The organism is Bradyrhizobium sp. UFLA05-89 (assembly GCF_059803475.1).
On record NZ_JBANBA010000092.1, the window covers coordinates 1 to 26,854 of the forward strand.

A 26,854-nucleotide genomic window follows, 5' to 3' on the forward strand; every position below is an offset into this window, starting at 1 on the left:
CATCCGGCGCAACCCTCGATAGGAGCTTGCCGCGGGGCGGGCCGCCCGTCACCTCAGAAGGCAAACATAGGGTCTAGTCGAGGCGATCCGAAATCTTGGCTTGGAGAAAGAGCCGCGCTTCTACCAGGCTTCGACGTCTGAGCTTTACGGCCTGGTTCAGGAAATCCTCCAGAAAGAGACCACGCCGTTTTATCCGCGCTCGCCCTATGGTGTGGCCAAGCTCTACGGCTATTGGATTACGGTGAACTACCGCGAAGCCTATGGCATGTTCGCAAGTAACGGCATTCTGTTCAATCACGAGAGCCCAATTCGCGGCGAGACTTTTGTCACCCGTAAGATCACCCGCGCCGTCGCCCGCATTGAGGTCGGTCTCGAGGAGACACTTTATCTCGGCAATCTCGAAGCCAAGCGCGACTGGGGGCATGCCCGCGACTACGTCGAAGGCATGCAGATGATCCTGCAGGCGGACAAGCCCGATGATTTCGTCCTCGCCACCGGCTAGACGCGGTCGGTGCGCGAGATGGTCGAGTTCGCATTCGCCGAGGTTGGGCGCAAGATCGCGTGGCACGGCAATGGTGTCGATGAGGTTGGCCTTGATGTAGCGAGTGGCAAGACGGTGGTCAGGATCGACCCGACCTATTTCCGCCCGACCGAGGTTGATCTTCTCATTGGCGATGCCACCAAGGCGCGCGAACAGCTCGGCTGGAAGCCGAAGCGCAGCTTTGCGCAGCTCGTGCAGGAGATGATGGCAACCGACCTAAACGACGCCAAGCGGGAGGCCGCCGGTGGCCGCCACACCGTTTGAGCCGAAGGGCAAGACGGTCTATGTCGCCGGCCATCGCGGCATGGTCGGGGCCGCGCTGATGCGCCGGCTTGCGCAGGAAGACGTGCGGCTCGTCACTTCGGAACGAAGCGAGGTCGATCTGCGCGACCAGGCCCAGGTGTTCGGCTGGTTCGCCAAGACGCGGCCCCAAGTTGTGTTCTTGGTTGCCGCCAAGGTCGGCGGCATCGTCGCAAATGATACACTGCGCGCCGAATTCATTTACGACAACATTGCCATTGCCGCGAATGTGATCCACGCGGCTCATCTCAATGAGGTCGAGAAGCTGATGTTCCTGGGGTCCTCCTGCATCTATCCAAAACTTGCTCCCCAGCCATTGCGCGAAGACATGGTGCTGTCCGGTCCGCTGGAGCCGACCAATGAGCCCTATGCGATCGCCAAGATCGCCGGCATCAAGATGGTGGAAGCCTATCGCAGTCAGTACGGAAGCGACTTCATCAGCGTGATGCCGAGCAACCTATACGGCGCCGGCGACAACTACCATCCCGAATATAGCCATGTTGTAGCAGCCCTGATCCGCCGCTTTCACGAGGCGAAGCTCTCAGGTGCAGCGAGCGTTGCCGTCTGGGGCACCGGCACGCCGCGGCGCGAGTTCCTCTATGTCGACGACATGGCGGATGCCTGCGTTCACCTCATGAAGACCTATTCGGCCGTAGAGCTGATCAATATCGGCACGGGCGAGGACGTCACCATCGCCGAGTTCGCCCGCGTCGTCGCCGACATCGTCGGGTATAGCGGCGCCATCACCTTCGACACTTCTCGCCCCGACGGTACGCCGCGCAAGTTGCTCGACGTCAGCAGGCTCGCAAAGCTGGGCTGGCGCGCGAAAAACGTCCCTGAGAGATGGCATCCAGCAGGCTTACCGCGCCTTCCTGACATCAGGCGAGGACTGACGAAGATACCAGGATTGAACTGAGCGCGCCCTACTACGCTCTTATTTTGATCAAGAAGTCACTGACCTGCCCCTGTAACGATGCGATATTTTTGCTCAGATCGGTTATCTTCCCAACCGCCTGGCCCGCCGATGAGCCAGAGGTGCGCGATGCATCATTCAGTTGGTAAATGTCTCGGGACGCATCGCGCATATCAGAACTGATGCTGGTGATACTTCTTGAGATGTCGTTCGTCACAATGGACTGCTCTTCTATGGCCGCCGATATGCTGCTCGAGATCTCCTGCACCTTGTCGACTATGTCAGCGATGTCCCCCATCGCCGCAGTTGCCAGTTCTGTCTTTTGTTGGATGGCGAGGATTTGAGTATCAACCTCGCTCGTCGCTTTTGCTGCCTGTGCGGCGAGATTCTTAACTTCCCCCGCCACGACTGCAAAACCTCGCCCCGCTTCGCCAGCGCGTGCTGCCTCGATGGTGGCGTTGAGGGCCAGCAAATTGGTTTGCGAGGCTATGCTCTCGATCATTTGGACGACGCTGCTGATCTTCGTCACCGACGCAACGAGCTCACTTAATGTAGCTTCAGCGCGCACGGTCTTATCGCGCGCAGTTTGCGAAATGCTCGCCGCGGTCGACACTTGTCGGCTGATTTCGGTAATCGAGGCCGAGAATTCCTGAGCAGCCGAAGACACGGCAGTGGAGTTTTCCTCCGTCTTTTTCACCATTCCTGTCATAGCTTCAGTGCGATGGTATACATCGTCCGTTGAAGCAGTAATTTCCGATGCAACCGCTTGCATGTCCTGCATTGAGCTCGCCACAACGTCGACGACCCGCGACACATCGCTATCAAATCTCCTTGCAAGACTCAGCCTCTCTTCGCGCATACGGACCAGGTCGGTTATGTCCTGCCAAACACACACGACTATCGGACGGCCGCTGAATTTCGATACGACAAGACTAATCCTGACCGGAACGGAGGTTTGATCTTTACGCCGAAGCCACCACTCGATTGCGACGTGGCCCGACCTCATCACAACCTCATTGGTCTCCTCGAACATCTGGGCAACCGTCTTGCCGTTCGGTTGAGGATCCAGAGAAAGCGTAGCGATATCCAATCCTCTCAGTTCTTCTGCATTGGAAAGCCCGAGCATGTGAGCTGCAGCATCATTGCCGAGCACGCAGCGGTCGGCGTCATAAATTGTAATACCATCTTTGATCGACTCGAACGCTTTGATCGCCATCGCTTCGTCCAAGGTCGCTGCTGCCGCCTCCCGTCTCGTCGACGTCATGAAGGAAAGGAGCAACATCAATCCGCCGAGAAGGAGTCCGGCCCAGAAGTGAAGTGAGAGCGCATCTGCATTAGCCGCAATTGTTGCTGCTGGGACGGATAATGCCAGGGCGAGATTTGATATCCGATTGTGCCACATAATTCCAACCGCCACTTGAATCCAACATAAGTGGGCGTATCGAATCTCAATTAAGATTTCCCTTGCGCACCATCCTATCGGTGGCGCACCTATACCTGCGTATAGCCGAGTATACCGGCGTATATGTGCAGTTGCTCGCGAGGAAAGCTTGGCGCGCAGTCCAAGATCTCGGCGACAGCATGCGAGCGCGATCTGGACCAGGCCGCTGTTGAGTGGTGATCAGTATCCAGTGCATGAAGAAATCCGCTGATCTGGACAATCTTCGATGGAGACCGGGGCACCAAGTCGAAGTCAGCCCCGGGACCGTACCTAAGTCTATGGCTTGACGCGCACCATGGGACGAAGCGAAGGGCCTGCAGCGGCCGCTTTCCGATGACGCCCTAAAGATTGTCGCACGCGGCGTTTCCAAGGAAAATCGGGCCGTGGCATGAAACATGTCCAGGCACGCCCCTACGCCGGCGGAGCCGGCTCTATCGCAGCGGCCTGTGGGTGACAATCGTTCACCTCAGTAGGTCTTCGATCGGCACTTCGTTAAATGGATCTGCGAGCGCGCGTCTGGCAACGAATAGTCCAATTACGCGCGTCTGCGGAGCGCGCTCAAGAATCATCTCCTTGACGGCTTTGAAATGGGAGCCTGTCGTGAGGACGTCGTCGACGATACCCACGATACCGCGCAGGTTCTGCAGTTGGTTTTCCGCGATCCTGTAGTTCTGCTTGAGCTCGGTCGGCGACATCCGGTTGCCGCCCTTGAAAGTGTTCGTCGAGGCGATCTGCTCGACTAACTCTCTGACGTCGGGAGGCGCCGGGGCGCGGACTCCTCGGCAGACCTGCACCATACGATCATCGTAGGCGGGATCGGCTTTCATCTTCGATGGCGGAACCGGAACAATCGTGGCTTGGGCCAACCATTCGGCGTTTAAAACCGCTGACAGATCGTTCGCGCATCTAGCGATTGCCGCGGCCTTATATTGGTACCCACCGTCGCCTCGCTTCTTCTGAAGATTGTGAACGAGCTGATTGGTCTCGCCGCCGCGCCAACCCAAACGGGCCGTATATTCGTAGAGGTAGTGACAATCGTCACCCTCGTCGAGGTACCAGTGGTCTCTACGGTTGGTCTCGTCAATTTGCTGGAGAAGGCGTGCAATCACCTAACGCGCCCCAGATATCGGCGAGATCGTGGACACGGATCGCGCCCCTCTTCTCGAAGTTCGCCGGCCAAGTGATGTCATCTCGCTTGAAGCAGGAATCGAGAATGAACAGCTTTCGGCCTTGCTGTAAGGCCGCGCGAGCCTGCGTGAGCGTCCCGCTTGTGTCGCTGGCCTCGACGATGATCGTCCCCTTGGTAAGAGCGCTCATCGTGACGTTGCGCTCAGGGAAAAACAGCTTGTTCTGCGGTACGTGCTGACTAGCGTACCGGAGCACTGGCACCTGAGAAATGAGCAGATGTTCCTCCGCGATCCTGCGCTGGAGCGCCTGATTCTCCTTCGGGTAATAGGTCCCGATCGGCGTGCCGATCACAGCGATTGTGTGGCCCTTCGCCTCGATCGCGGCTGTATGAGCTGCAGTGTCGATGCCGGTTGCCAGGCCCGACACAACCGTAAAGCCGCGCTCGACCAACGCGCGTGAGAGCCTCGCCGCACGCGATTTTCCATCTTCGCTAGGATTGCGGCTCCCCACGACGGCAACGCAACGCGTCTCGACGAACTCCCAAGCACCTTGGAAATAAAGCATTTCCACCGGATGTCTTGCATCCCGGAGCTTCGGAGGATAGTTGCCAGTGAGATTCAGCCGAGTTCCGAACCTAGATACGCCTGCCTTCTTGAGCGCAGCCAGAACTTCCGATGCGCGAACATCCGCCACAGCACCTGAAACGAAGTCGGAAGGGACAGCAGTCGGGTCCGATGCGAATTTCTCGGCGATCGTTTTGAAGGTAGCCCCCTTCTCAAGCCACAGCGCTTCGTAGGCACCCAACTCCCTACGCGGCGAGATTGACCGTACGGCCGGCCCGTCATTCATTCGTGCGAGAAGGTTCATCGTCCAACCCTAGCTACCCCCTGCGGCGGCGTCGAATCAAACAGAGTCGAAGTCCACCATTTTGAAAGCCGACGCTTTTCGGGGACAAAAGCGTCTGGAGGTGTAGCAACCCACAAAGAACAAATCAAGAACAATACAATATCTCCATACAGATCATTGGGTTAAATGGTTAACATTTCCTTGATTTGCCGGTGCTCTGTCCTCGGACAAGGCCGAGCACGTATCGGCCGCTTCGGGCGTCAACCCGACAGCGATGTAGCGAATTGCCACCCCCAAGACGCGCCGATCAGTCGGCCGCCGCCAAAATCGGGGAGACCTTTCCACCGAAAAGGAAGAGGTGTTGAAGAGTCGGCACTGTTCGCCCGTAACGCCCCGGCTCCACAACTGAAGCCAGCCATAATGTCTGCCAGGCAGTGGTCCGCGCGGCTCTGCCTATGGTCGCGGCCGAACAAGTCGGATGCCGCGAATGCAGAACCGATTTGTGAGGCCGGCACCCGGCTCACAATGCGGTTCGTACCGGTTATCTCTGTCGAACGACACGCCACCGGCACGATTTGTGAAGGCGTAAAATGCTGATGAGGCAGCGTAGCCCGACTGTCTGCCCTGCGTGTCCACATGGACGAATTGGGAATTGTGGCGGTCGCTGGCTTGGCGAGCACCGCCGAGCTGCTGGCGATTCTTCGCAACGAAAACCACGACAGAATCCCTGATGCCGCCCGCTTTGCCCTTATCCAAGTCGCTGAGCAGATTGAGCTGCTTAACGATATCGAGCGATTGGATACGTTCAGGCGCGAGAAACACCCGGTCCATGCTCCCCTCCTCTTCGATGTCTGACGTGAACGAAGGGACGATCATCATCGTCAGCAGCGGCTGGCTGCCGTACCAACTGTATAGCGCCTGCGAGATCGATGATCATTTCATGCCAAGGCTCCGGGCAACGTTGACAAGTTTCGCAGCGCTACTTACGAGCCTCGAAATCGCACAGCCAATGCAAGAATACCTCCAAGAAACGGGAGATAAATTCCATTGATAGTCCGACTGCCGAGATTCATAGGTTTTTCCGGATTGATGATCTCCGCCTCGAAAAACCCACTCTGGTCGCCCGTTCTAACGCTGACATCTTGAAAATCTAGGAATTCACCGGTTTCTGGCGAATATGCTTTGTATACAGCCTCCTTGATTACGAAGATTAGTTTCGGGCCAAAGCGACTGCTGGACCATTCCCGACGTTGTAGTTCCGCGGAGGTGCATATGATTGGCATAAGGTCAGCTCCGAGCGGCTCTTCATCTTCGATGTCCAATCCCAGGGCGAGGACGTTTCTCGAGCATCCCGCAACGGCGCCACAATCAGACGAAGAGTGGGAAATGCTCCCAACGAAGCCTACGGGCCAAAGAGGAGCCCGATCACTTCTAGACAAAATCGGATCAGGAGTGAATCCGAGGCGGCGCAATGCCTCGCGAGCGTGATGACGTCCCCAAGCGAATTCACGCCGACGACGCAGGGACACGTTGCCTAACATTTTCGCTTCAGGGGGAAACGGAGGAGGAGCGGGATCGTACATTGGTCCGCCCGAAAAGCTGATATCATGCGCCAAAGCGGCAGAAATGGCAGCTCCTAACGTCGCGAGCGTTTTCATAGCTGGGACAAACCCTTTTTTTTCGAGGAGCGCGAAGCGGGACCTTTGAATTCCCGCGAGTGGTTAGCTTGCGACCACAAGAGCTTCAAGTCGCGGGAGTCCAGCTCATCATGCGAGCGGCACCCCGATCTCGACCGGCGGGAAACTCCAGCTCCGCGTCCGCTTCCGACTGCCGTTGCGGCGGCCTGCAACACGCGCTTTTGCTGCATTGCGAACGTCACCGCTCAAGACCACTACTGTAGCGCATGACTCTTGCACGCAACGCTCTTCATTCTCTTGGAGTGCAACACATCCGCGGGCGATGTAGGCCCAATGCTCCGGTGATATCCGTCGTCAGTTTCAACCCACAATCTGGGTTGCTCTTGAAGTGGGATGCCAGAGCGCTCGTCTAAGCTCAGCGAACTGTTGAAACATAACAAACAACGCGATCATGCCGGCGCCCAGCTCAGCGATTGCTTGACTGATCAACAGTCCGTTGAAACCCGATATGATCGGCAATAATAGTACGGCCGGTATGAAGAGATAGCCCTGCCTCGCGAAGGACACAACCGCACTGAGGCGCGCCCTCCCGAACGACTGAAGCATCGTCGTTACGAAACTCTCAAGACCAAAAAACCCAAAGAACAGATGGAAGACGATGCAGGTCGAGACAGCAATTTCTCTGACCTTATCGCTATTGCTGAACAGCCCAACCAAAGGCCGGGCAAAAATCACAACGGCCGCAGAATACGCAACGGAAAACGCGACCGTTATTGAGAGTATGAACTTCGCAGCCTTCAGTACACGAGCAAAGTCCCGTGCACCCCAGCCAAAACCAAGGACAGCCTGCGAGCCCATACAGAAGCCGGCGATAGGCAGTGCGCCGATCGTCAAGATCCGTACAGCTATTCCCAGGGCCGCGATAGACTCGTCCCCGAACGTCGCAGCAGCTCCGTACAAGAGCATAACGGCAATTGCCGATAAAATACTGGTCGCGGACGCTGGCGCCCCTATGAACGCGAGCTGCTTGATGCGATCAGCTCGCAACGAGACGTGAGATATCCTGACGAGGACTATCCCGCGGAGCCTCGCAAAATACGCGATATAGAGGCTAACAGCAGCTATCTGAGATACCAGCGTTGCGAGGGCTGCGCCTCGCACACCGAGGTCCAGCAGAAATATGAAGATGGGATCAAGCACAGCGTTCAGTATGAAGGCGGTAACCATCGTCCACATGCTGAACCGTGTATTGCCTTCGGCCCTGACGACGAATCCGTTGACAATGTTTAGAAGCATCAATGTGTACCCAAACAAAAGCGTCGTTGTGTAGTCGAGCGCCACGGGTATAATGGTTGGGGTCGCCCCGAGCGTTACGAAGATCCCTGGCAGGTTTATAAGCAGCGCGACCGTAACCGTGATACCGATCGGAACGGCGAGCGCGAGTGCCGTGCTCGCGCCTCGACTCGCTTCCAGGTACTCTCCAGCGCCAAGATGACGAGATATGACCGACGCTGCTCCAACACCGATCCCCTGTCCAGCTGCTGTGACCAGGACCACGATCGGGAAGGCCATGCTGACAGCTGCGATCGCCTGTGCGCCAAGCGCGCCAACAAAGATCGCGTTGACGACCTGCTGTAACGCGTTGATCGACAAGCCAACAACAGACGGAATCGCGAGCCGCAGAATGAGGCTCGACAGATTGGGGGCCGATAGGTCAATGTGCTGCATCTTCTTCGGCATCGCATCGCGATCGCTCTCGAAGGCGAATTCCGCATCTGGCTCATTCATGGGTGAACGTGTCGCGAGCTCTTCCGCATTCGCTAATCGTTTGCACCAACTCCTGTTGCAATGTTGTGCAAAGATTACGGGTCAGCTCATAACCGACTTGGCTTGAATCATACCTCGCTTCGATCTGAAGCTGGCCGGCTTCATATCCGACATCGAACCAGAACAGGTGAATCACGGACCCTTCATCCATGTCTTCGCCGATCCAGAGTCGAGAGGGTTCCCTGGCTAAGAGACGGCGTGGAAAATGGCGCTGCACACCCGCTCGATAATTCAATCCAATTCTTGGTAAGGGCAGGCGACCGACCCGGCTCCGCACGTCTACATCTCGGTTTAAGAATTTCATGGCCCGAAACCCGATTCCCCTGCGCGGCAGGGAATTGCGCTGGCGGTATATTGAACGCGCACGATCGGGGCGGTGCTCCGTTGCTGTCAGTCTCAAGGGGAGCGGAACAAGTTCGCTGATATGGGCGATGATCTGAGATGGATCGAGATCATCAAAAAGTCGCCCACGGATTGAGGTAAGGCTATCGATCCAGAGCGAGTAGTTGTCGAAAACGCGTCCAAAGGCGCTGGATATGGCCGCAAGAAAGACATCGACGTCCTGACAATGCGCCCACCTGGCTGCAATATTGAAGAGATCAGCTGTCGCTTGTTTGTCGATCTCAAGATGGTATTTGGCCTGATCTTCCCAGAGGGATCGGCAGTTCGCTTCATCCGCGCGCCCCTCAAGGCGTGCATAGTGAAGCTCTCTCGCCGTCACTTTCGAAAGGCTTGCGCCGCCAGATGAAGCGTCGCTGATGTGAAAATCGAACTGATTGTAGTCAATCCCCTCCCAGTATTCGAGTTCGGCTGGCGCTTCGCTGTTCGCGTAGTGCTCAAGGCGCTTCAACCATGGACAGAGCGCTTGTGTGTTCTCGGGACCGCTTAGAGCATGGCCCGAGGCAAAAGCGTTGTATGCCGTATCCAACGCTTCCAGGAAAAGGCGATAGCCGATCCCGTCCGCTACAAAATGATGGATCAGGACCAGAAGATAGTAATCGCCGCTTTCCGCTGTGCGGAACGCTGTGACGCTGACAAGCGGCGTCTGGCCGTCAAACCGAAACATATGCTGACGCCTTGCCGAGATGCTCTCGATTATCTTGCGCTGCTGAAGGACGTCTATTCCGACAAGATCAATCTCTTCCACGAGGCGTTCGGCCACGGAAGGTTCGATTGTCAGACGTAGGCCATCAGCAGTTCGAGCGACACGCAGTCTGAGGCCTTCGTGCCTATTCATGACATGGGCAAGGGCACGCTCCAGCGTTCGGACGTTCAGGACGCCGGCGGGCAAGAAGAACAGATCGCCGATGTTGAAGTGCTCGTCGAAGGCGGCAAGACGGTTCCAAGATGAGATTGCGGGGGTGACTGCCAATGAACCATCCGCGGAATGGAGTGTAACCGCTTCGTCTGCCGCCAATTCCCGGATAGTCGGTGTTCGATGAACTCGCTCGACAGTGAGATGCAGCCCGGCTTTGCGCGCCAGCGTGACGCAGCGCACGCTGAGAAGAGAATCTCCGCCGATATCAAAGAAGCTCTGATCGAGTCCGACCCACTTGGTCCCTAATAGATCCTGCCAGATCGCAGCAAGAATGCGCTCCTTTCGCGTGCGGGGCTCAGCACAGGGAACCGGCCCCACCTCGCGGTAAGGAACGGACGACAGGCGAGAACGATCTATCTTCCCACTTGCCGTAAGGGGGATGCTGTCAACCAAACGGAAGGCGGCAGGAATCATGTAGGATGGCAATGTGTGGCGCAGGTGAGTGACAATATCTCCAGAACTTAGACTGTGGCGAGCCGGAACCACGCTGGCGATCAAGCGGCGATGACTATCCATGCCGTCTGCGACGACCGCGGCTTTTGCGATTGCAGGATGAGACTCAAGAGCCGTTTCGACCTCCTCCAACTCAATTCGAAAGCCCCGTAGTTTGATCTGGTTGTCCGATCGGCCGCAAATCTCGAGCAGGCCGCCGGTTGAAATGCGTGCGATGTCGCCAGTTCGATAAAGAACGCTGAATCGGCCGTCATCATACGGATTCGGGATGAAACAGCGGTTGGTCCGATCTTGATCCCGCCAGTACCCAGCGCTCACGCATCGTCCGGCAATGCAGAGTTCGCCAGCAACTCCGACAGGGACTCTCCTTAACTGGGCATCGAGCACGTAGAGTTTGACGTTATCGATTGGGTGCCCAACGGGGACAACCGACGAGCCGTCGTCGGCCTCCGATGTTTCATACACTGCTGCATTGGATGCACATTCCGTTGCACCGTAGAAGTTCCACAACGGCGTTTCAGGAAAATTCGCACGCCAGCGCCCGGGAAGCGAGGGAGGCATCGATTCGGCGCTGCTTGTGACCAGCCGCAAGGACGTCGGTCGCGGGCGCCGTTCTTGCGAAGCGATGACGGCGGATAGGAGTGGCGGAGAGGCAAATAAATGTGTCGCACGACATCTTGCCAACGCGCATAATAGCAGATCCGGATCCAGCAACTGCTCCTGGGCTAGGATCAGCGCCGGTATACCCTTCAGAAGCCCCCCAAAGTACTCCCATGCCGAAGCAACAAGTGATGCGGACTTCTGCACAACCATAACGTCGGTACCGTCGAACGGAAAGCGTCGCCACATCCAGTTCAGTCGATTGAGAATTGCCGATTCCGGTATAAGAACTCCTTTCGGCCTTCCTGTTGATGACGACGTGTAAATAAGGCTTGCAATTCCCTGATCTGATGGTTTGTCCCTGCGCCCAAAATCGTGCGCGGGCACGCTCGCCCCCTCTAGGCTCAATAGACAGACCGACGGCACGTCGAAACCACGCTCGGCGGCATTTGCGTGAACCAAGAGCTTTGCCTGACTATCTCGCAGGATATGTTCGATCCGATCACGCGGATAATCCGGCGATATCGGGACAACCATGGACTGCAAGGCTCGTGCCGCAAGAATAACCGCGGCCACGTCGGGCGACCGGTCGACAAGCATGGCAATCATATCGCCAGCTCCCACGTCCGAAGCCCGCAGTAGCGATCTGACAGATGTTACGCGCTCGCGCAGGTGGCCGAATGTGATCTCACCGAACTTACCGAAATATGCCACCTGGCTATGATTCGAGACGCAGATTTGCTCGAACGCCTCGACAAGCGGGCATTCAGTCTCATATGGCTGCACCGAGCCAACCAGCGAATCCAGCATAGCGACGTCTGACGGGCTGAGGCAGCTCAGATTCTTAATGGGCGCAAGCGACTTCTCAATGCAAGCTGCGATCAGACCGCGCAGATTGTCGGCCATGCGCACAATCAGATCGCTCGGAAATATGTCTTCCGCATAGGCTAGCTGGAGAGCAATTTCATCGCCCTGATCTTGTGCGTACAATGTCAGATCGAATTTTACATAGCCGGTCTCATATTCGCGGAATGTCAGATCCAACTCATGTTGGCCGGATGGCTCGGCGGCCTCGGAGTACATGTTGAACATGACCTGGAAGATCGGTGAGCGGCCGGCTTCGCGAACGCGAAATAGACGGGCATCCCTCACCATCCAGCCGAATGGATATGCCGAATTTGCGATGGCAGTGCTAACTAGATCCTGGACGCGCAACGCATGAACCACAAAGGACTGGTCGACATCGATCGCGGTCCGGATCGGCAGCATATTCAGGAAAAAGCCGATAATTACGTCGCTGCCTGGTTGATCCCGTACGACGTGAGGTATGCCAACAATAATGTCGTCCTGACCGCTATACATCCGCAGCAGCAGCTTGAAACATGAAAGGAGTGTTGTCGACGTGGTGCATCTATGGCGGCGCGCAAACTCCCGGACCTGATTGGAGAGCTCGCTGCCGAGCAGCACCGCATGCGAAGCGCCGCGATAGGAATTTGTCTGCGGCCGCGCTCGTCCCGTTCCGAGCGAAAGAACCGGCGGATCATCGCCAATCTGATTACGCCAATAACTCCGTTGCTTGGCCAGCGCCTCCGGCGTCGTGTGCTGGATTTCCCAGAGAGCGTAGGTCGAGAGTGACGCCCGATTTTCTGGCAAGAACGCCGCAGCATCTACGTACCTTTGTCGAAGGTCCCTGAGCAGAACGGAGATCGACCAGGCATCGATGATGATTTCGTGAGCGGTGATCAATATCAGATGGTTGTCAGGGCTAAAACGGATCATACGCGCGCGAAACAAGTGGCCTTGGCCGAGATCAAAACTGGCGTAAAGTTCTGTTCGCCGTAGCTCTGCGATCAGCTCCTCAGCTTCCTGCGCCGTGAGATGAGATGCATCAGCCAGTTCAAGGCTTGCGCATTGAGGAGCATCGAATAACTGAAGCGGACCTTTCTCGTCGATGAAGCGTGCGGAAAATGCCTGATGGGAGTGAATGACATCGGTCCAGGCGCGATTGAACGCGGCCAAATCGATGCTGCCCTTTATTCGCAGGCCGCCCTGAATGATGTAGTTCCTGGCAGACGGATCAAGCTGTGAGAGAAACCATAGGTGCTCCTGAACTCGCGTGAGGGGCGCTCGCGTTAGCCTACCGTGCGTCGGGGCTGCGCACGGTTTCGATTCGACTGGAGCCGAGATCGACGCCGCAAGAGATCGGATCGTTCCATTCAGAACGCGCCTGAAATCCGCTCTCATTCCGAGCAAGGTCTGCACCTGGCCCAATATAAGCATCGCCCGAAGCGAGTCTCCGCCGAGGCTTATGAAGTCGTCATTTACGCCAATGTTCTCAATGCGCAGAACGCCGGACCAAATTTGACACAGCTGAGCTTCGAGCTCTGTTTGCGGCTCTTCAAATCGAGTCGGCAAGAAAGGGCGAACACTGGCCGGGTCCGGCAAGGCTCCAAAATCGACTTTTCCGTTTCTGGTCAGTGGAATACTGCCGACGTGGATGATTCTTTCTGGAAGCATGTAGGTGGGAAGCGCTTCGGCAAGAAAGTTCTGAAGCTCGCCTTCGCCCACCTCAGCCGGGGCCGACACGTATGCGATAAGTCGCCGCGATCCAGTTTCCCCCTCAGCCTTGGTTATGTCTCTCGCCGTAAGCTTCACGCCTGCGCAGGCGGAGGCGACCACGACGGCGCCACGTACCGAATGATGAGCGCAAAGGCGGGCCTCGATTTCTCCCAGCTCAATTCTGTGCCCGCGAATTTTGACCTGACGGTCCCGTCGACCGAGACATTCCAAGAGGCCGTCGGAACGAGCGCGCCCGAGATCACCTGTCCGGTATAGACGCTGGAACGAAGGATCGTTCGAGAACGGGTTTGGCCCAAAGGCATCCTTGGTGCGGTCGTCGTCATTGACGTAACCAGCAGCGACACCAACGCCGCTAACACAGATCTCGCCGACCTCTCCCGGGTTGCACAGCCGCGGTCCGTCCGCGACATAAACCTCTAGGTTGGAAATCGCTTTGCCGATCGGCACATAGAGGTCAGCCAGCGCAGGGGGGACGGAAAGCAGATGATGCGCAACGCCGTCCGCACACTCGGTCGGCCCGTAGTGGTTGAGAATGGGGACCAGAGGATATAAGGTAAGCCACGCGCGCGCCAGTCCCGGCGTGAGAGGTTCTCCGACCGTAGAAATAACCCGCAAACCGTCCAGAGCTCGCTCAGCGGCCGCAAGCGATTGCAAATATTCAACAAACACCGCAAGCATCGACGGAACGAATTGAACAACCGTCACGCCACATTGTTGAATTGATTGGAGAAGACCAACTGGCGATTTCAGGGTCGCATCATCGATGATAGCGCTACAGCCGCCGACGCAAAGCCCCGCCAGAAGCTGCCACAGCGAGATGTCAAAGCAGTGCGACGCTGTCTGCGCGACGCAATCCGTCCGGCTTAGGGTTAAAGCGTCAATTTTTGCCGCCAAATGATTATTCAGCGCTGCGCGCTCGATCATTGCGCCCTTGGGGCGGCCCGTCGAACCAGACGTAAACAGAATGTAGGCAAGTCCATTCCCGTTCGATGATGGCGCAAGAGACGACGCTTGGCCTTCGCGCAGCGCCGCCTCAATCGTCACGAATTGCGTGGTGGCTTTGCCGTTCGCCTGGAATTGGCTAAGCGACGCCAGCCGGTCTGGACCAATAATCAGAGCGCAGCGGCTCTGCTCGATCATGAATGATGTACGAGAAGCGGGTAACGACGGATCGAGCGGCAGGTAGGTTGATCCAGCCTTCAAGATTGCGACGACAGTCGTCGCCCAATCGAGGTCCCGCTCACCCAAATAGGCGACCACTGTGCCGTGAGTCCCCCTCTCTCGTAACGTCCTCGCGAGGGCATCCGATCTTAAGCGTAGCGCCTTGTAGGTGAGTGCGTCTGCGCCGTATCTCAGGGCAACCCTCTCGGGATCCGAAGATGCAAGCCGATCGATCTCCATGATCGGGTCGATCGGTTGACGTTCCTCGACAGGATTTTTGTCCGATCGATTTTCCTTACGCATACGCCTTCCGCCATTCGTCGCCCTGTGTGGCCCTTGAATCAGAACGCCGAGGGTCCTGGATGGCGGGTACATTTCTCCACCCTGGTTCTGCCAGTCATAGTGTGCCGTTTTGACTAATTGTTAGCTTCTCGTCCTTTGCGCTCACTGTTTCCTCGATAATCGGCAGGGGAGTACGGCCGAACGCTAGGGCCTCAAGTTGGCGGTGGCATCTACCTGATCTGGTAGTAGACACGCGTCGTCTGCAGGCCACCCGCAATCAACGCGCCCAGAGACCCGGATTTGGCTTGTGAATTCTGCATTTGCTCTCCTGATGAAAGACCTGACACTCGCCGGGTTGCATGTTGTCTACGGTCCCAAGCGATGACGTCGACATCAAGACTGATGCGTGTTTGTTTTCCACGAGGCAGTTGCGTAGCCGCTGAGGGGCAGTTGCTAGGTCTCGAGCATTTTGACGCTTTTGGCTTTGTAGGATTGTGCTGTAGGACGGGGAGACCGAAACTTGCTTTGACGCGATGAAAAGGATTGTCGAGCATGCATCTCGCGGCGGCCAAGCGGCACTACACACGCTTCAATTAAGGTTCGGAAGCGTATTGGAGCGCTCTTTTGGGTACTCTAGAGCTTGCTCTCCGTGGCCAGAGTTGACGTTAGCGAGTGCGGGCAAACTAACGAGTGGTAGGCGTGCAGAACCAGCCACGGCGAGGTCCTTAATCTGCCGATGTTCGCAGCCGCTTAGCACCACAGCGAAGCCGGAGCCGGCGTGTTACAGGTATTCGTGGTAAGCTGGAAGACGCTGATGGCGAGCCTTTCCCGCCGTGCCGAGTTGCGTGACGACGATTTCCCGCGAGCCGGACTTCTATCACCCAGCGTTGCTGGTGCGCTGTTCGGGCAGATGGGTCAGCGTCCAGGCCGGCTCCGCTCGTCGGTAAGAACCCGTGGATTAGACCGGTTCGCATCAGCCTCGATAGGTGAGATCGAAATTCTGTCGGAACCGACAAAAGGCTCCTTCTACTCTGCAGCGAGGGAGGCGGCTTCCTCTCGCGCGAAATATTGTCGGTACGTGCAGAGCGATTGTCAGCTTTAGGACAATTGTCCACAACTTGACGCATGCACCCGGTACGAAGCAACTCGAGACTCCTCAATTTCCAAGCGGCATGCTGCTTGCTTCGTTCACGGCGCCATCGCCGATGCAAGCTCGAAAGTGCTCGGTTGTCGATAGAAGCAGCGCCGCGGAGTGTTTGATGCGATCTGGAGTTCGTTCTGGGGGAGCGACAACGATTGCGCTGGTCGCAAGCGGCGTAGCCCATTCGGCGGATCTTGAGCCAACAGTATGTCTGTCATCGACTCCGTGGAGCTTGGTCGGAGGATATGTTGGTGGGCAGGTCCGCGGTGATTGCGGCCAAAAATGCTTCACTAATCCCGACATTCCGTCTGTCTATGATGGTGGCATCGCTACTCATGTGTTCCTTGCAGACGACAAGGCAGACTACAACTCCCAGAAAAGCAGTTCGGTGTTTGGCCTCAAACGTGAGGCCCGGGGCGCTGTCTCTAACTGTACAAATACCTGCCTCGCCCCCTCCCGCATGGCGCTGAGCGCAAATAAGGCGAGTGCAAGCGTCTCTGTCACCGGGGCCGGTCGCTTCGGTTACGCTTTCGGCACGCACAGCCACACCCTCTACCTCAGCGGAGGCTTGGCTCGGCAAAGCAATAGAGACGAGGTCACAAATCACAACGAGCGCCAATGCCGGCGACGGCGCGCTCGACTGTTACAAGACGCTCGACGAGGTCTTTCCAGGCACAAGGCACCACGATGCTGGGTGCAAAAGACCGCGAACCTCCAGTGCCACCGTCGTTCAGGCCACCACGAAGAGGGATTTGCGCCAGGTCTATTGGCCGCGAATCGAGCGTCCGCGCGAAGCAGCGACCGAACTGTTTGCCGACAAGGTTTGCGCCAAGTACAGCCGGGCATTGAATGCCGGCGCACCGCTGGCCTTCGACCATTTCCTTGCCGAACAGAGATCTCTTGCGGACCACCAGTTCAATCGAGAGCGTGTTCGCCAGGGCAAGACTGGACCACGCAGACGAAGGGCTCCTTGATGCCAACCAACCGCCCCCAGGGCAATGGTGTTCGAGCTGGTGATCGCAAAATAAAGGTCTGGCGGTGGCTTAAGGCACAAAGAGGTGCCGAAGGTCGCAGTTGTCAGATTCAATGACGGTATTCACGCAATCAAGGTGCCGAGCGGGCCTGATCACCCCGTCACCTAATCCCGAATAGCTCAGCTTAATGGGCCCACAATTCAATGGAGATTTCTGAGTGACTATTGATAGCGAGAAGGAAACCCCGCCGTCTCTGTCCTCCGGTGCGACGCATATGCTCATCGACCTATGGGGAGCGAAGAAACTTGACGATCCAGTCATTGCCGAAGACGCAATCCGAAAAGCCATCCTGGCGGCGAGTGCGACATTGCTCCATCTTCATGTTCATAAGTTTTGTCCGGGTCACGGCGTCTCCGCAATAGCCTTGTTGGCCGAATCGCACATCGCCTTACACACCTGGCCTGAGAGGTCCTACGCGGCCGCCGATGTTTTCGTATGTGGCAACAGCGATCCTGAGAGCGCCGTCCCAATTCTAGTTGAGGCGTTTCAGCCCGAACACTCTGACGTTCGCCGCTTCCGCAGAGGCGAGTCAATCAAGCCAACGCGTTGAAGCAGCTGTCGATCTCCTTGGATTGGCCGCGGAGGCTGCTTCGCTCGCGCATGCGTCGCGTCAGCAGTATTGCGAAAGCCGATTTGGGGCCCGCCCTTCGCAATCTTGCGGACGATGGCGGCGATGACAACGACCGGAGCAGCTTGGGTGCTCGATATCTTCACCTGAGCGTCGTCGACGAATGAGGCATCATTCAGTTTTTATCATCTTGAAGCCGTGTCATGTCGCAACGATGACGACCTAGCGCGCGGCGCTGTTGCAATGCGTGTCTCCTCAAAGAACTGAAGAAAGTTCTATCGAATAGAGTTCTTCCATTTTGCTCGCAGTCGCTAGCCAGTGCAGATATAGCCGTTTTGCATACAGCTTGCCGAGTGGCATCTCGCGACTTCGATAAAGCGTCGGATCGTAAGCACGGTTTCCTTGAGCAGGTTTATTCTATCGCAAGACGTTTTCGTGGACAAAGTCAGTTGGGTTCAGAACGCAGACGAGCTCTACTTGGATTAAAAGTAGACGCAAAAGTGACATATCCCCGACATCAAACTCGGTAGCTGCGACGTCGATGCGCACTCAGATCAATTGTGCTTCTCAATTGTTTTTGATAGCACTGTGTCGCCCGTGCACTTTTTTAGGTCGCACGAGAAGCGTACGTAGGTTTTCGCCGAAGTGGACATCAACCTGTGCGCGTATCGGCGACACCTTGAACTGCCGGGAACAGCAACATGCAAGTGAAAGAACAACTCGATAGAGCCGTTAACGACTTCATCTGGAACATCGTTGAGGTCCATTCCCAACTCGAGGAAATACACAAGAGTTGGGCTCAGCTACTAGGCATAACCGAAGCGCAGTGGTTGATCCTCATGGCCATCGACGAACTCGATGAAGGTCGAGGCGTCTCGGGAACAGCGGTTGCGAACAAGCTGCGAATCCATCCTGCTTTTGTTACCAACCAAACAAAGAAACTCGAACAAATGGATTTCCTGGCGCGTGTGACCTCGCCTGATGATGCGAGATACCTACAGATCTCACTGACGCAAAAGGCGCGGGCGGAAATCAGGAAGCTGTCAATCAAACGACAAGCTCTCAACGCCGCGATGCTTGACGGGCTCGACGAGGAGTCTCTTCACTACGTCAATAAACGGCTACTCTTAATTGCTAAGAACAGCCGATTGGCATCTCAAAAGCTGAGTATCGGAATATTGTAGATCTAAATGACGCGGTGCTGAGCTAGCATCAGAGCCTGCTCGCTCGGCACCACGACTTGAACCGCGGCGCCTAGGCCTACTGAGCCCGCAACTTGACGAATACACGATGATGCGTCGAAAGTTGTGATCTGCCGCTGAGAGGACGATGTCCATCGCGCCGCTGGCGCGCTTTTCGATTTAGCAGTTGGTGGGATGATCCTTGCGCGAAATTCCACCCTTGGCCGCAGCGAAACGCGAGCTGCAGAGCCTTTGGGCGCGCGTCTTCGCTTGGTTACGCTTGCTTTTTCGACCGGCGGCAACGATGGCCCGTATGCTGATGGATATCGTGATCGCGTCGCAGATGATTTTCGTAATGATCATCGTGATCGGCGTCATGATGACGATCGCGTTGACGTTGTTCGGTCAGCACAAGGTGCTGGCTGCGCGCAATGCGTGTCGACCATGGAGGGGGCGCCTTGAGACCCGGGAGATCGGTCCGCTTCACGCTGGTGCGCGAGGATAGGTCGCGGGCCGTGAACCGCTGGCTCCGCCCAAAGAACGCCAGTCCGGCCCCGTGTCCGAGCATGTCGGTCTCAGCAAGGGGGAGGCTAGAGGGGGGAAGCTAGGTTCCAGGTTCCAAATAGTGGATGGGAACATTTTTTTGATAAGCCATTGATTTTGCTTTTGTTACCATTTTGCCGAAATGGACACAAAGACTTGCAGAGGCTATTGAGGCCCATTTCAGCGAGCCTCTGTTCAAGGCCGGCGCGACTGCAGCAGCCGAGGATGAATCATTGCTGCAAGCCCTCGATGCATACGCGCGCCGCACTGAGCGGGAGGATATGAGCCAACCCAATGGCTCGCGCTATTCGCACTCCGCTTGGGCGCCGGCGCTCTGGACCAATCTGGGCCTCTCCTATCGTCACGACGGTTACTTCTCGCGCGCCCTCAACGCCTCGCAAAGGGCCTGGGCCGAAGGCTGACTAGGCTCAAATTGGACTTCTACAGAGCAACCTCCCTGGGATTGTTCGGGCGTCATATCGCCCATGTATGTCGACGCGAGCTTGTCCGCCGTACATTCGTTTGCAAGTAATGCCTCATGGCCACGCTTATGGCGCCTCCTGATGTGAGGCTGAGGTGTGAGAAGTTATACTGACGATATCGCCTGTGGAAACGGAATACAGCAGCGCGAGCGGCGAGGACTCAACAATGAATAGAGAGCGAGCTCAGCACAAGCTTGTGCTCTAGCCATCCGAAGATTCGATCGTCGGAGGTCACGAAATTTTCGACCTCTCCTCCGTCGGTCGTGATCGTCCGTGGTATGGCCAACTGCAGATCAATGGGTGCGGCCGCGTCGTTACGCAGCAGCTTCATCGCTTCCGACGCGCTGACGATGCCGCGGCCACCTGCTACCACGAGAACAGGGCATCTCAACCGCCGGAGCAACCGCAAGCGACGGGCCGAGATCACTTCCTCGTCCGGCACATCTGTGGTTCCGGTAACCCAGTCGACAGACGCCAGCATCCGAGCCAAATTCCAGAGGCCACCGTCACAGACCGCTGCGGCAACGCGGCTGTCGGATGCAGCGAAATCGGATGCCATGGCAGCGGATAACCCGTCTCCATAGATGCCTATACGAGCAGCATCAATGTCTGACCGGGCTGCTAAATAATCCGCACAGCAAGACAAGTACATGTCCGACTGACCGCGCCGGGTATTTGAGACGTCCTCGTGAGCGACAACAAGGACGGACATGCCTCGATCCATCACAACGGGCAAGAGCCTTCCAAGCAGCGTCGTTGCCGGCTCCTCTTCCGTGCTGATGCAAATAATTGCTGGGGCGCTAGAGCTGCGACCGTCTGCGGGCAAGTAGTGCGCGACAATCTCACCTTGATCGCAGCACTCGATTTGCACTCGCTCGATCTTCTGTTCCAAGGCTCCGAATTTTTGAATGACAGCGTTGATTTTGGCCGGAATGCCTGCGCTGTCTGAAGCGTCTTCACATGCCAAACGCCTTGCAACTTCAAAGGCGGTTAGCGCGCATAGCCAATCTTGTGCCGCCTCGTCAAGGTATCCCTTTTCCCGATTCGTATCACCAAGGACCCGATGGGCATCTCCGATGTTTATCCATCTAATGACCCATTCAGCTCGGCTAATACCTGTGCAGGCGGCTTCGAGATTGTTGAGGAACGCCGCAGCGCCCCATCGCGTGGATCTAAGATCGCCCCTTACCTGGGGCCACGCAGCGTCGTCCATCCCATTTGCCCCTTAGTGCGGATCTGAAGAGATAGCCGGTTCTATAGCGCCAGCTTAGCTCCACGTGTCACGGAGACAGTAGCTGACATCGCTGGAGAAACTTCGCAGTATTAAGCCATGTAGCGCTGCAATTCTGCCTTTGGTCGCGAGCGCGCGCAGTTTTTCATCCACCTGCATTCCGCTGCACCAGACGATCCGCGACTCAGTAAACTTGGCGCGAACCGCAAAGCCCTTGGAATAAAAGCCTATAAACTGCCAGCAGTGCCGAGCTCTACGACGCCTCTATTGGCGCCGACTAGACGACCGATTCCATGAACTTGGCAGTTGTGGAACGGGACGTTTGTTCCTGGATTCCTCGTTTGGGATTGACTGAACGAGAAGTTTCATCATGGCAGGATGGCGGCAAGCGGTCGAGTTGGCGATGACCGATGATGAGATTGAAACGTTGACGGCTCTTTCGCGGTCGAGGACCGAACCGGCAAGGCGGGTGTCCCGGGCGGCGATGCTGCTTGCCTACCGCGAGAACCCGTCGTTCTTTGCAGTAGGACGAAGACTTGGCGTCCATCATCAGACCGTGCAGCGCTGCGTCGAGCGGGCGGTGGCTGAGGGCGCATTGGCGGCGCTCGACGAGCGCCCGCGACCGGGCAAGGAGCCGGTGATCACGCCGGAGGCCAAGGCGTGGCTGGTCTCTCTGGCCTGCGATAAGGCCAAGGATCATGACTATCCGCACGAGTTGTGGACGACACGGCTGCTGGCCCGCCACGCGCGCGAGCACGGACCGGACGCCGGACATGAATGTCTCGCCCATTTGGTGCAGGGCACGGTGTGCAAGCTTCTCGGCCAAGAGGAAATCAAGCCGCACAAAGTGCGGTACTATCTTGAGAACCGCGACGCCGAGTTCGAGCAGAAGATGGCTGAGGTTCTGTATGTCTATCGCGAGGTCCAGGTTCTGAAAAGAGCCGCTGCCAAGTCGAAGAAATCGGACAGGCCGGTCGCTCATGAGTACAAACGTCACGGCACGCTCAGCCTTTTGGCGGGGATTGACCTGCTCACCGGGAAGGTACACGCGCTCGTTAAAGATCGCCACCGCAGCCGAGAATTTGTTGAATTCCTCAAGCTTCTCGATGCCACCTATCCGGCCAGGACCGCGATCAAGCTGATCCTCGACAATCATTCCGCGCACATCTCGAAAGAGACCAAGACCTGGCTCGACACGCGACCGGCGGGTCGCTTCGAGTTTACGTTCACGCCCAAACACGGCTCCTGGCTCAACCTCATCGAGGGCTTCTTCTCCAAGTTCGCCCGCTCCGTCCTGCGTCACATCAGGGTGACGTCAAAGCACGAACTCAAAGAGCGCATCATGGCCGGAATCGACGACGTCAATCGCCATCCTGTCGTCCATACATGGTCCTACAAACTCGCCGAAGCCGCCTGATATGATTCAAACCAAGAAAACGCTGACCTAGGAGACCAGCGCCGCGATGAAAGCGGCTTGGTTCGCACTTCAAATCCTTATCACGCAAGGGCTAAGGTAAATCATCACGCTAGGAGATTGACGGAGCTTTCAGCCCTTTGCACAATGTTAGCACAAGAGCCGGTTTAGCACGCTTCGCGTGAGCCAACGAAAGACATGCGTTAGTCACGCTGCAGGGGCGGACACCCGCGTTCGCGCTTCCGCTCGCGATCGCTTTGCGTCAATCGGTGCTCGAGGTCAGCAGTTCGCGACTGGTCCAGCAGGGCAAAAGACTAAAGTCGAGCAAATGTATCAGTACCTGACTGCAACAAGATTCGTCAGCGCGTTGAGGCCGTCGTCGAAGAGTTCACGACATGCGCGACGACCTGGACAAGGAACGCAAGTTCATGAGCCGGCAGTGGGCCCAAGCGCGAGACGGATCGTCGCCGTCATCGAGTCCACCGTCGGCGTGGTGGAGGACTTGCAGGCGATCGCCGGGAAGGCGATGCCGGAGATTGCCTTGCTGGAAGTGCCCGATTTGGAGACTCGTGACGGGCCGCCAGAAATCCTGGGGCGGGACATAGCGTTCGGTGCGATAGATCGGGCGGGCTGATGAGTTGGAGACTATCTGGAGCACCCTATCAGCAGACCGGTGCCGTCCTTCGAAACGTTCGCACGACCATGGACAGCTCCGAGCGCTCAGGAAGTCGGTTCGGAATCAGAGGATGGCACTGCGCCCTCTGTTCTTGAAGACGTGATCGGCACGAAGCCGATCTGAAAGCCGAACGCACGTCCGATCTTTTGAAGGGTTTCGGAAGTCGGGTTCGCCACCCCGCGCTCGATTTCGGCGACCTGACGTGTCGTAAGTTTGAACAGTTTCGCGAACTCGGGTTGCGAAAGCCCGAGCGCGTGACGCATCTCCGCGACAGCATGTGGAAGCCGTAGCTCGGCTGCCCGCGCCTTCGCCGCAACGGCGGCGCGGCGCTCTCGAATCTCGACTTTGGTCGGTTTGCGCCATCTCGGCATGTCGATCACCTGTTAGGAGGAACGTTCCGCAATTTCGCGACGCCGTCCGCCATTTCCTTGTTCCTGATGATTGCATTCTGCACGACGGCGTCGGGTATCTCGTGCTGGCGCGCGAGGTCAGGCAAAGCGCGCAACAGATTCTCCTTCGCGGCCAAGCGCTCCATCAGACGATCGGCAGGAACTCCGGGAGCGGCGACGGCTTCGCAGACTCCGCGCCAATCGGGGTTCGTATCCCGGTTCTGTAGTCGCATGCATTCCCAGGTCGTAGACCTAGGAATGGCCGAAGCATCGAGCTTCATCGGACAGAAGTCGAAGAGTGGAGACAGCCGGATTGTTTCATCGGGAAATTTCCGAAAGGCGGAGTTGCGGCCATGATTGTCCGGATTTCCCATCGCCAAATTGAGGATGTCCCTCAGCAGATATTCGACGGTGTCTTCGAAAGGATCCGCCGATACCTCTTGGATGAGCTTGAGGTACGCCTCATGGTGCCTCCTTGCGCCGAATTCTGCGACGCCAAGCGCGGATATGAGACTCTCCTGGCCGTAGCGCACCAGTACTCTGTCGGTGACCAGGCGGTCGAAGCGAGGGATGACGAGCACCCCGTCGCCATAGGTATTTTCACCTTCGACGTTCAGGCCAAAATCCTTGGCTACTTTCAGGTAGCCGGCTTCGGCCTCGAGAATGCGTTTGTCGATCGCTTCGCCGCTGCGTAGAAGCTTGGCGATTACGTGAGCGCGCGCGTCCTGGTCTTCCACCATCGACGCAGGGTACCAGAGCTCGTCCTTCGCTTGCGTGAGCGCGACTTTGGGCCAGTCGCCTTGAAGACCTGTCGATCCGGAGGCGAGCATCGAGAAGTGATCCGCCACCTCGAGGAAGGTAGCGTCGCGCTTCAGGATGTCTTGCATGATGACGCCGACGCGCGACATCTTGGCGATGCGCGCCGCCTCCAGAAGGTGCGCTTCCTTGACCCGAAGGTTGCCGACGGGCGAGCCGGCGGCTCTTCTGAGGAGCTCGATCTCGGTGGACGCTGCATTTGGATCGAGTTGCATGAATTCGGCGATGCGTCTCGCGTGCCGGCCCTGCGGAATGAGATCCAGAATGAAGGCCGGCCATGTCGGGGCGTACCGATCGTCGAGATCGACGGGGGCGGCGATCGAGTAAGCGCGCAAATCGCGCACGATTCTGCCTTCCGCCAAGGCGACGGCAGCATGGTCCGCGAAGTATGCGATCTCGTAGATGGTCTTCGAAGAGGCCTTGTGCCCAAGTGCCGGTTTCGGAATTTCAACACGGCGTCGTGCCACTCGCCGTTGAAAAACGTCTGAATCGTCAAGTCCACGATACACCCATTATAGGGGTTCATATATCCCGACTGCGTGGATATTCAACCCTTTTAGTGGGTTGAATCCCATAAAAATCGGAAACTATCTGGTCAATATGATGGGTTGATTGACGGATCGTAACCGCGCGGAATTGCAGAGTGGAAAAGGTGTGCTCGGCCGGCGACCCCAGTTTGCCTCACCGTGGGATCAGGAAAGACCCTGCCTTCCCGCCTCCCTCGGCTTCGGAAGGAATAGCTTGCGGATCGACAGATGATCTCTCGGCGTGATGCCGCGCTGACGACCGTTCCCCGGGGTAGCCTCTTCACCTCCGTCAAGGAACCGGCTGTTCCTGAAGTTCGGGGACTTTCCAAGGCGGACGCCAAACAGTCGGTGATGTAGTCCTCTCCGCCCACACTGTCGACGTGGTGCGGACCGCTTTGCGCGCGTTCGACGTGCTCGGCCAGATCGCTGACTTGGAGAACGTTCGCGATGATCTGGTTGCGCTTGGCGTGCGTATGCTCCGAAATCGAGGCCGCCTGTGCCGCGAGCAACCAGATGTCGCGTGGCGTCGATTTGTTACCCTGTCGCGGACGACATGTTCGAATTCGTTGGCGCCCCATTCCAGCGCTGTACCTCGGACCTTCAGGTAATAGAGCCAAGGGCTATCCCGGAAGCCCTCGCCCGATGCATGTTGAGCTCAGTCAATGGCCCGAGATTCGGTGGCATATCTCCCGTGAAGCCACTCAAGAGCCTGCAGATGTTGACTGCGGTCTTTCGTCCCTCGCGGTGCTTGCCAAAGAAATGGCGCAGGAATTTCGAGACTTCCGGCGTTGCGAACTCCACGGTATTTAGGAGTCCCTTTGCTCCACTGCCGCCCGACGTGGAGTAGGCGGTCCGAAACAAATGCTCGGCAGCCAGAAACTCTTGGATCGAGCGATGGCCGAAATAGACGTGTCCGCCGTATTTTTTCGACGAGGCAGCCGGCCATCAGTTCGCCCCTAGGGGCGTCATCATCAAACTCGTGAAAGATGCCTTCGACCGCGTTGCGGCAGATGGACATCGGGATATTGTCGATCGATGCTCCGATCGCAGATTGCTTCGTCAGCAGCCACTACGATACGGCTGCATTGAACTTCGCGTGGACTTAAGGAAACGGCCTCAGCGGCTCCGGGGGGATATGCTGAGGCCGCACCTACGCCTCCGCGGAAAGGCCGGAGGCGAAGCCAGAATTCTCTTCTGTTCGCGCGAGCATGATTATCCAAGTCGGAGATTTTCGGCGAACATTATGCCAGAATGTCCGGCCCTTATCTCGTAGCTGATCTTTGCACCCTCTGCAACTCAGCGTAGCCCGCCTTTTCAACGGCACGAATGTGGACAATACATCGGGGCCGCCATCATCCGGCTCGATGAAGCCGTACTCCTTGGTCGAGCTAAACCATTTCACCTTGCCCACCAGCTCTGTGGTTTGTTGCCATGTCCCCATTCGGTCCGTCAGCGCATGGATATTGCCACCACAGTAACTTCAAATTGAACCCGCAGGATTTTAGCCAGAGTACCTATTGAGCATCAAGACCATCTGCGGTCTGCGACATACATGCTGCTAGGCCGAGCGGACGTCGCGAATTCTCGATCGCCTCCCATGGCGTCCCTCTTGACTTGTCAATCGGCGTTGCGGCCCAGGCACCAAAGGTAGCCGCCCGTTGGCAAAAGCCGCATCGAGCGGAAGACACGAAGCCACAGCCCAATACTCCAATATCGATGCACCATGTTGATCCACCCGGTTGCAGGGCTTGCGCGCGCTTGAGGCCGTCGAGCGTCGTTTCGCCATCGGTAGAGGTTTATCAGAAATCCGGGGGCGACATGAACG

At 57.1% G+C, this 26,854-nt stretch carries 19 protein-coding genes and 3 pseudogenes; 11 read left to right on the forward strand and 11 right to left on the reverse strand.

Annotated features, from left to right (window positions below; genetic code table 11):
* Positions 1–73: 73 nt before the first annotated feature.
* Positions 74–805: pseudogene (locus SO139_RS33925) on the forward strand (GDP-mannose 4,6-dehydratase); the annotation flags it as partial.
* Positions 786–1,734 (forward strand): annotated as a pseudogene (gene fcl / locus SO139_RS33930) (GDP-L-fucose synthase). The pseudogenes SO139_RS33925 and fcl, both read left to right, overlap by 20 nt.
* 33 nt (positions 1,735–1,767) lie before the next feature.
* Here the strand turns inward: fcl and SO139_RS33935 are convergent.
* The 4 genes from SO139_RS33935 to SO139_RS33950 form a co-directional block, all read right to left on the reverse strand.
* Entirely contained in the window at positions 1,768–3,171 is a 1,404-nt protein-coding gene (locus tag SO139_RS33935) for a methyl-accepting chemotaxis protein (protein WP_498541347.1), read from the reverse strand.
* A 485-nt stretch (positions 3,172–3,656) separates the two neighbouring features.
* On the reverse strand, positions 3,657–4,304 hold the full coding sequence (locus SO139_RS33940; protein WP_498541348.1) for a hypothetical protein: 648 nt from the start codon (positions 4,302–4,304) through the stop codon (positions 3,657–3,659).
* Positions 4,276–5,190: a DNA-processing protein DprA gene (locus SO139_RS33945; RefSeq protein WP_498541349.1), complete on the reverse strand. Its 915-nt coding sequence runs from the start codon at positions 5,188–5,190 to the stop codon at positions 4,276–4,278. The genes SO139_RS33940 and SO139_RS33945 overlap by 29 nt, the downstream gene beginning before the upstream one ends.
* A 432-nt stretch (positions 5,191–5,622) precedes the next feature.
* A complete protein-coding gene (locus tag SO139_RS33950; RefSeq protein WP_498541350.1) occupies positions 5,623–6,000 on the reverse strand; it encodes a hypothetical protein in 378 nt (125 codons plus the stop codon).
* A gap of 25 nt (positions 6,001–6,025) precedes the next feature.
* On the opposite strand from SO139_RS33950, the gene SO139_RS33955 reads away from it, so the two are divergent.
* Positions 6,026–6,220, forward strand: coding sequence for a hypothetical protein (locus tag SO139_RS33955; RefSeq protein ID WP_498541373.1), 195 nt, complete (start codon positions 6,026–6,028; stop codon positions 6,218–6,220).
* Here SO139_RS33955 and SO139_RS33960 read toward each other — a convergent pair.
* The 3 genes from SO139_RS33960 to SO139_RS33970 all read right to left on the reverse strand — a co-directional run bounded on the left by SO139_RS33960 (position 6,153) and on the right by SO139_RS33970 (position 15,048).
* A complete protein-coding gene (locus tag SO139_RS33960) occupies positions 6,153–6,827 on the reverse strand; it encodes a 4'-phosphopantetheinyl transferase family protein (RefSeq protein ID WP_498541351.1) in 675 nt (224 codons plus the stop codon). The two genes, SO139_RS33955 and SO139_RS33960, sit on opposite strands and share 68 nt — an antisense overlap.
* A gap of 339 nt (positions 6,828–7,166) precedes the next feature.
* Positions 7,167–8,594 carry an MATE family efflux transporter gene (locus tag SO139_RS33965; protein WP_498541352.1) on the reverse strand — a complete coding sequence of 476 codons (1,428 nt, stop codon included), beginning with the start codon at positions 8,592–8,594 and terminating at the stop codon, positions 7,167–7,169.
* On the reverse strand, positions 8,587–15,048 hold the full coding sequence (locus tag SO139_RS33970; RefSeq protein WP_498541353.1) for an amino acid adenylation domain-containing protein: 6,462 nt from the start codon (positions 15,046–15,048) through the stop codon (positions 8,587–8,589). The genes SO139_RS33965 and SO139_RS33970 overlap by 8 nt, the downstream gene beginning before the upstream one ends.
* 1,872 nt (positions 15,049–16,920) lie before the next feature.
* On the opposite strand from SO139_RS33970, the gene SO139_RS33975 reads away from it, so the two are divergent.
* From SO139_RS33975 to SO139_RS33995, 5 genes are all read left to right on the forward strand, one after another.
* A complete protein-coding gene (locus SO139_RS33975; protein ID WP_498541354.1) occupies positions 16,921–17,142 on the forward strand; it encodes a hypothetical protein in 222 nt (73 codons plus the stop codon).
* A gap of 217 nt (positions 17,143–17,359) precedes the next feature.
* Entirely contained in the window at positions 17,360–17,752 is a 393-nt protein-coding gene (gene speD / locus SO139_RS33980) for an adenosylmethionine decarboxylase (protein ID WP_498541355.1), read from the forward strand.
* Positions 17,753–18,471: 719 nt separating this feature from the next.
* Positions 18,472–18,954 (forward strand): MarR family winged helix-turn-helix transcriptional regulator, encoded by a 483-nt coding sequence (locus SO139_RS33985; protein WP_498541356.1) that lies wholly within the window; start codon positions 18,472–18,474, stop codon positions 18,952–18,954.
* Between the two features lie 217 nt (positions 18,955–19,171).
* Positions 19,172–19,456: a hypothetical protein gene (locus SO139_RS33990; RefSeq protein ID WP_498541357.1), complete on the forward strand. Its 285-nt coding sequence runs from the start codon at positions 19,172–19,174 to the stop codon at positions 19,454–19,456.
* Positions 19,457–19,775: 319 nt separating this feature from the next.
* A complete protein-coding gene (locus SO139_RS33995; RefSeq protein ID WP_498541358.1) occupies positions 19,776–19,916 on the forward strand; it encodes a hypothetical protein in 141 nt (46 codons plus the stop codon).
* Positions 19,917–20,136: 220 nt separating this feature from the next.
* Here SO139_RS33995 and SO139_RS34000 read toward each other — a convergent pair whose 3' ends face one another.
* Positions 20,137–21,189 carry an alpha/beta hydrolase family protein gene (locus SO139_RS34000; RefSeq protein ID WP_498541359.1) on the reverse strand — a complete coding sequence of 351 codons (1,053 nt, stop codon included), beginning with the start codon at positions 21,187–21,189 and terminating at the stop codon, positions 20,137–20,139.
* A 421-nt stretch (positions 21,190–21,610) separates the two neighbouring features.
* Here SO139_RS34000 and SO139_RS34005 point away from each other — a divergent pair, with 421 nt between their 5' ends.
* Positions 21,611–22,624 carry an IS630 family transposase gene (locus tag SO139_RS34005; RefSeq protein ID WP_498541360.1) on the forward strand — a complete coding sequence of 338 codons (1,014 nt, stop codon included), beginning with the start codon at positions 21,611–21,613 and terminating at the stop codon, positions 22,622–22,624.
* Between the two features lie 436 nt (positions 22,625–23,060).
* Positions 23,061–23,255: a hypothetical protein gene (locus SO139_RS34010; RefSeq protein ID WP_449380774.1), complete on the forward strand. Its 195-nt coding sequence runs from the start codon at positions 23,061–23,063 to the stop codon at positions 23,253–23,255.
* 86 nt (positions 23,256–23,341) lie between these two features.
* Here the strand turns inward: SO139_RS34010 and SO139_RS34015 are convergent, their stop codons facing one another.
* Positions 23,342–23,668: a helix-turn-helix domain-containing protein gene (locus SO139_RS34015; RefSeq protein ID WP_498541370.1), complete on the reverse strand. Its 327-nt coding sequence runs from the start codon at positions 23,666–23,668 to the stop codon at positions 23,342–23,344.
* Between the two features lie 5 nt (positions 23,669–23,673).
* Positions 23,674–24,573 (reverse strand): HipA domain-containing protein, encoded by a 900-nt coding sequence (locus SO139_RS34020; RefSeq protein WP_498541361.1) that lies wholly within the window; start codon positions 24,571–24,573, stop codon positions 23,674–23,676.
* Between SO139_RS34020 and SO139_RS34025 the strand changes: the two genes are divergently transcribed.
* Positions 24,568–24,990, forward strand: a complete 423-nt coding sequence (locus SO139_RS34025) for a hypothetical protein (protein ID WP_498541362.1) — start codon at positions 24,568–24,570, stop codon at positions 24,988–24,990. The genes SO139_RS34020 and SO139_RS34025 overlap by 6 nt on opposite strands.
* Before the next feature lie 1,251 nt (positions 24,991–26,241).
* Here SO139_RS34025 and SO139_RS34030 read toward each other — a convergent pair.
* Positions 26,242–26,470: pseudogene (locus SO139_RS34030) on the reverse strand (cold-shock protein).
* Between the last annotated feature and the right edge of the window lie 384 nt (positions 26,471–26,854).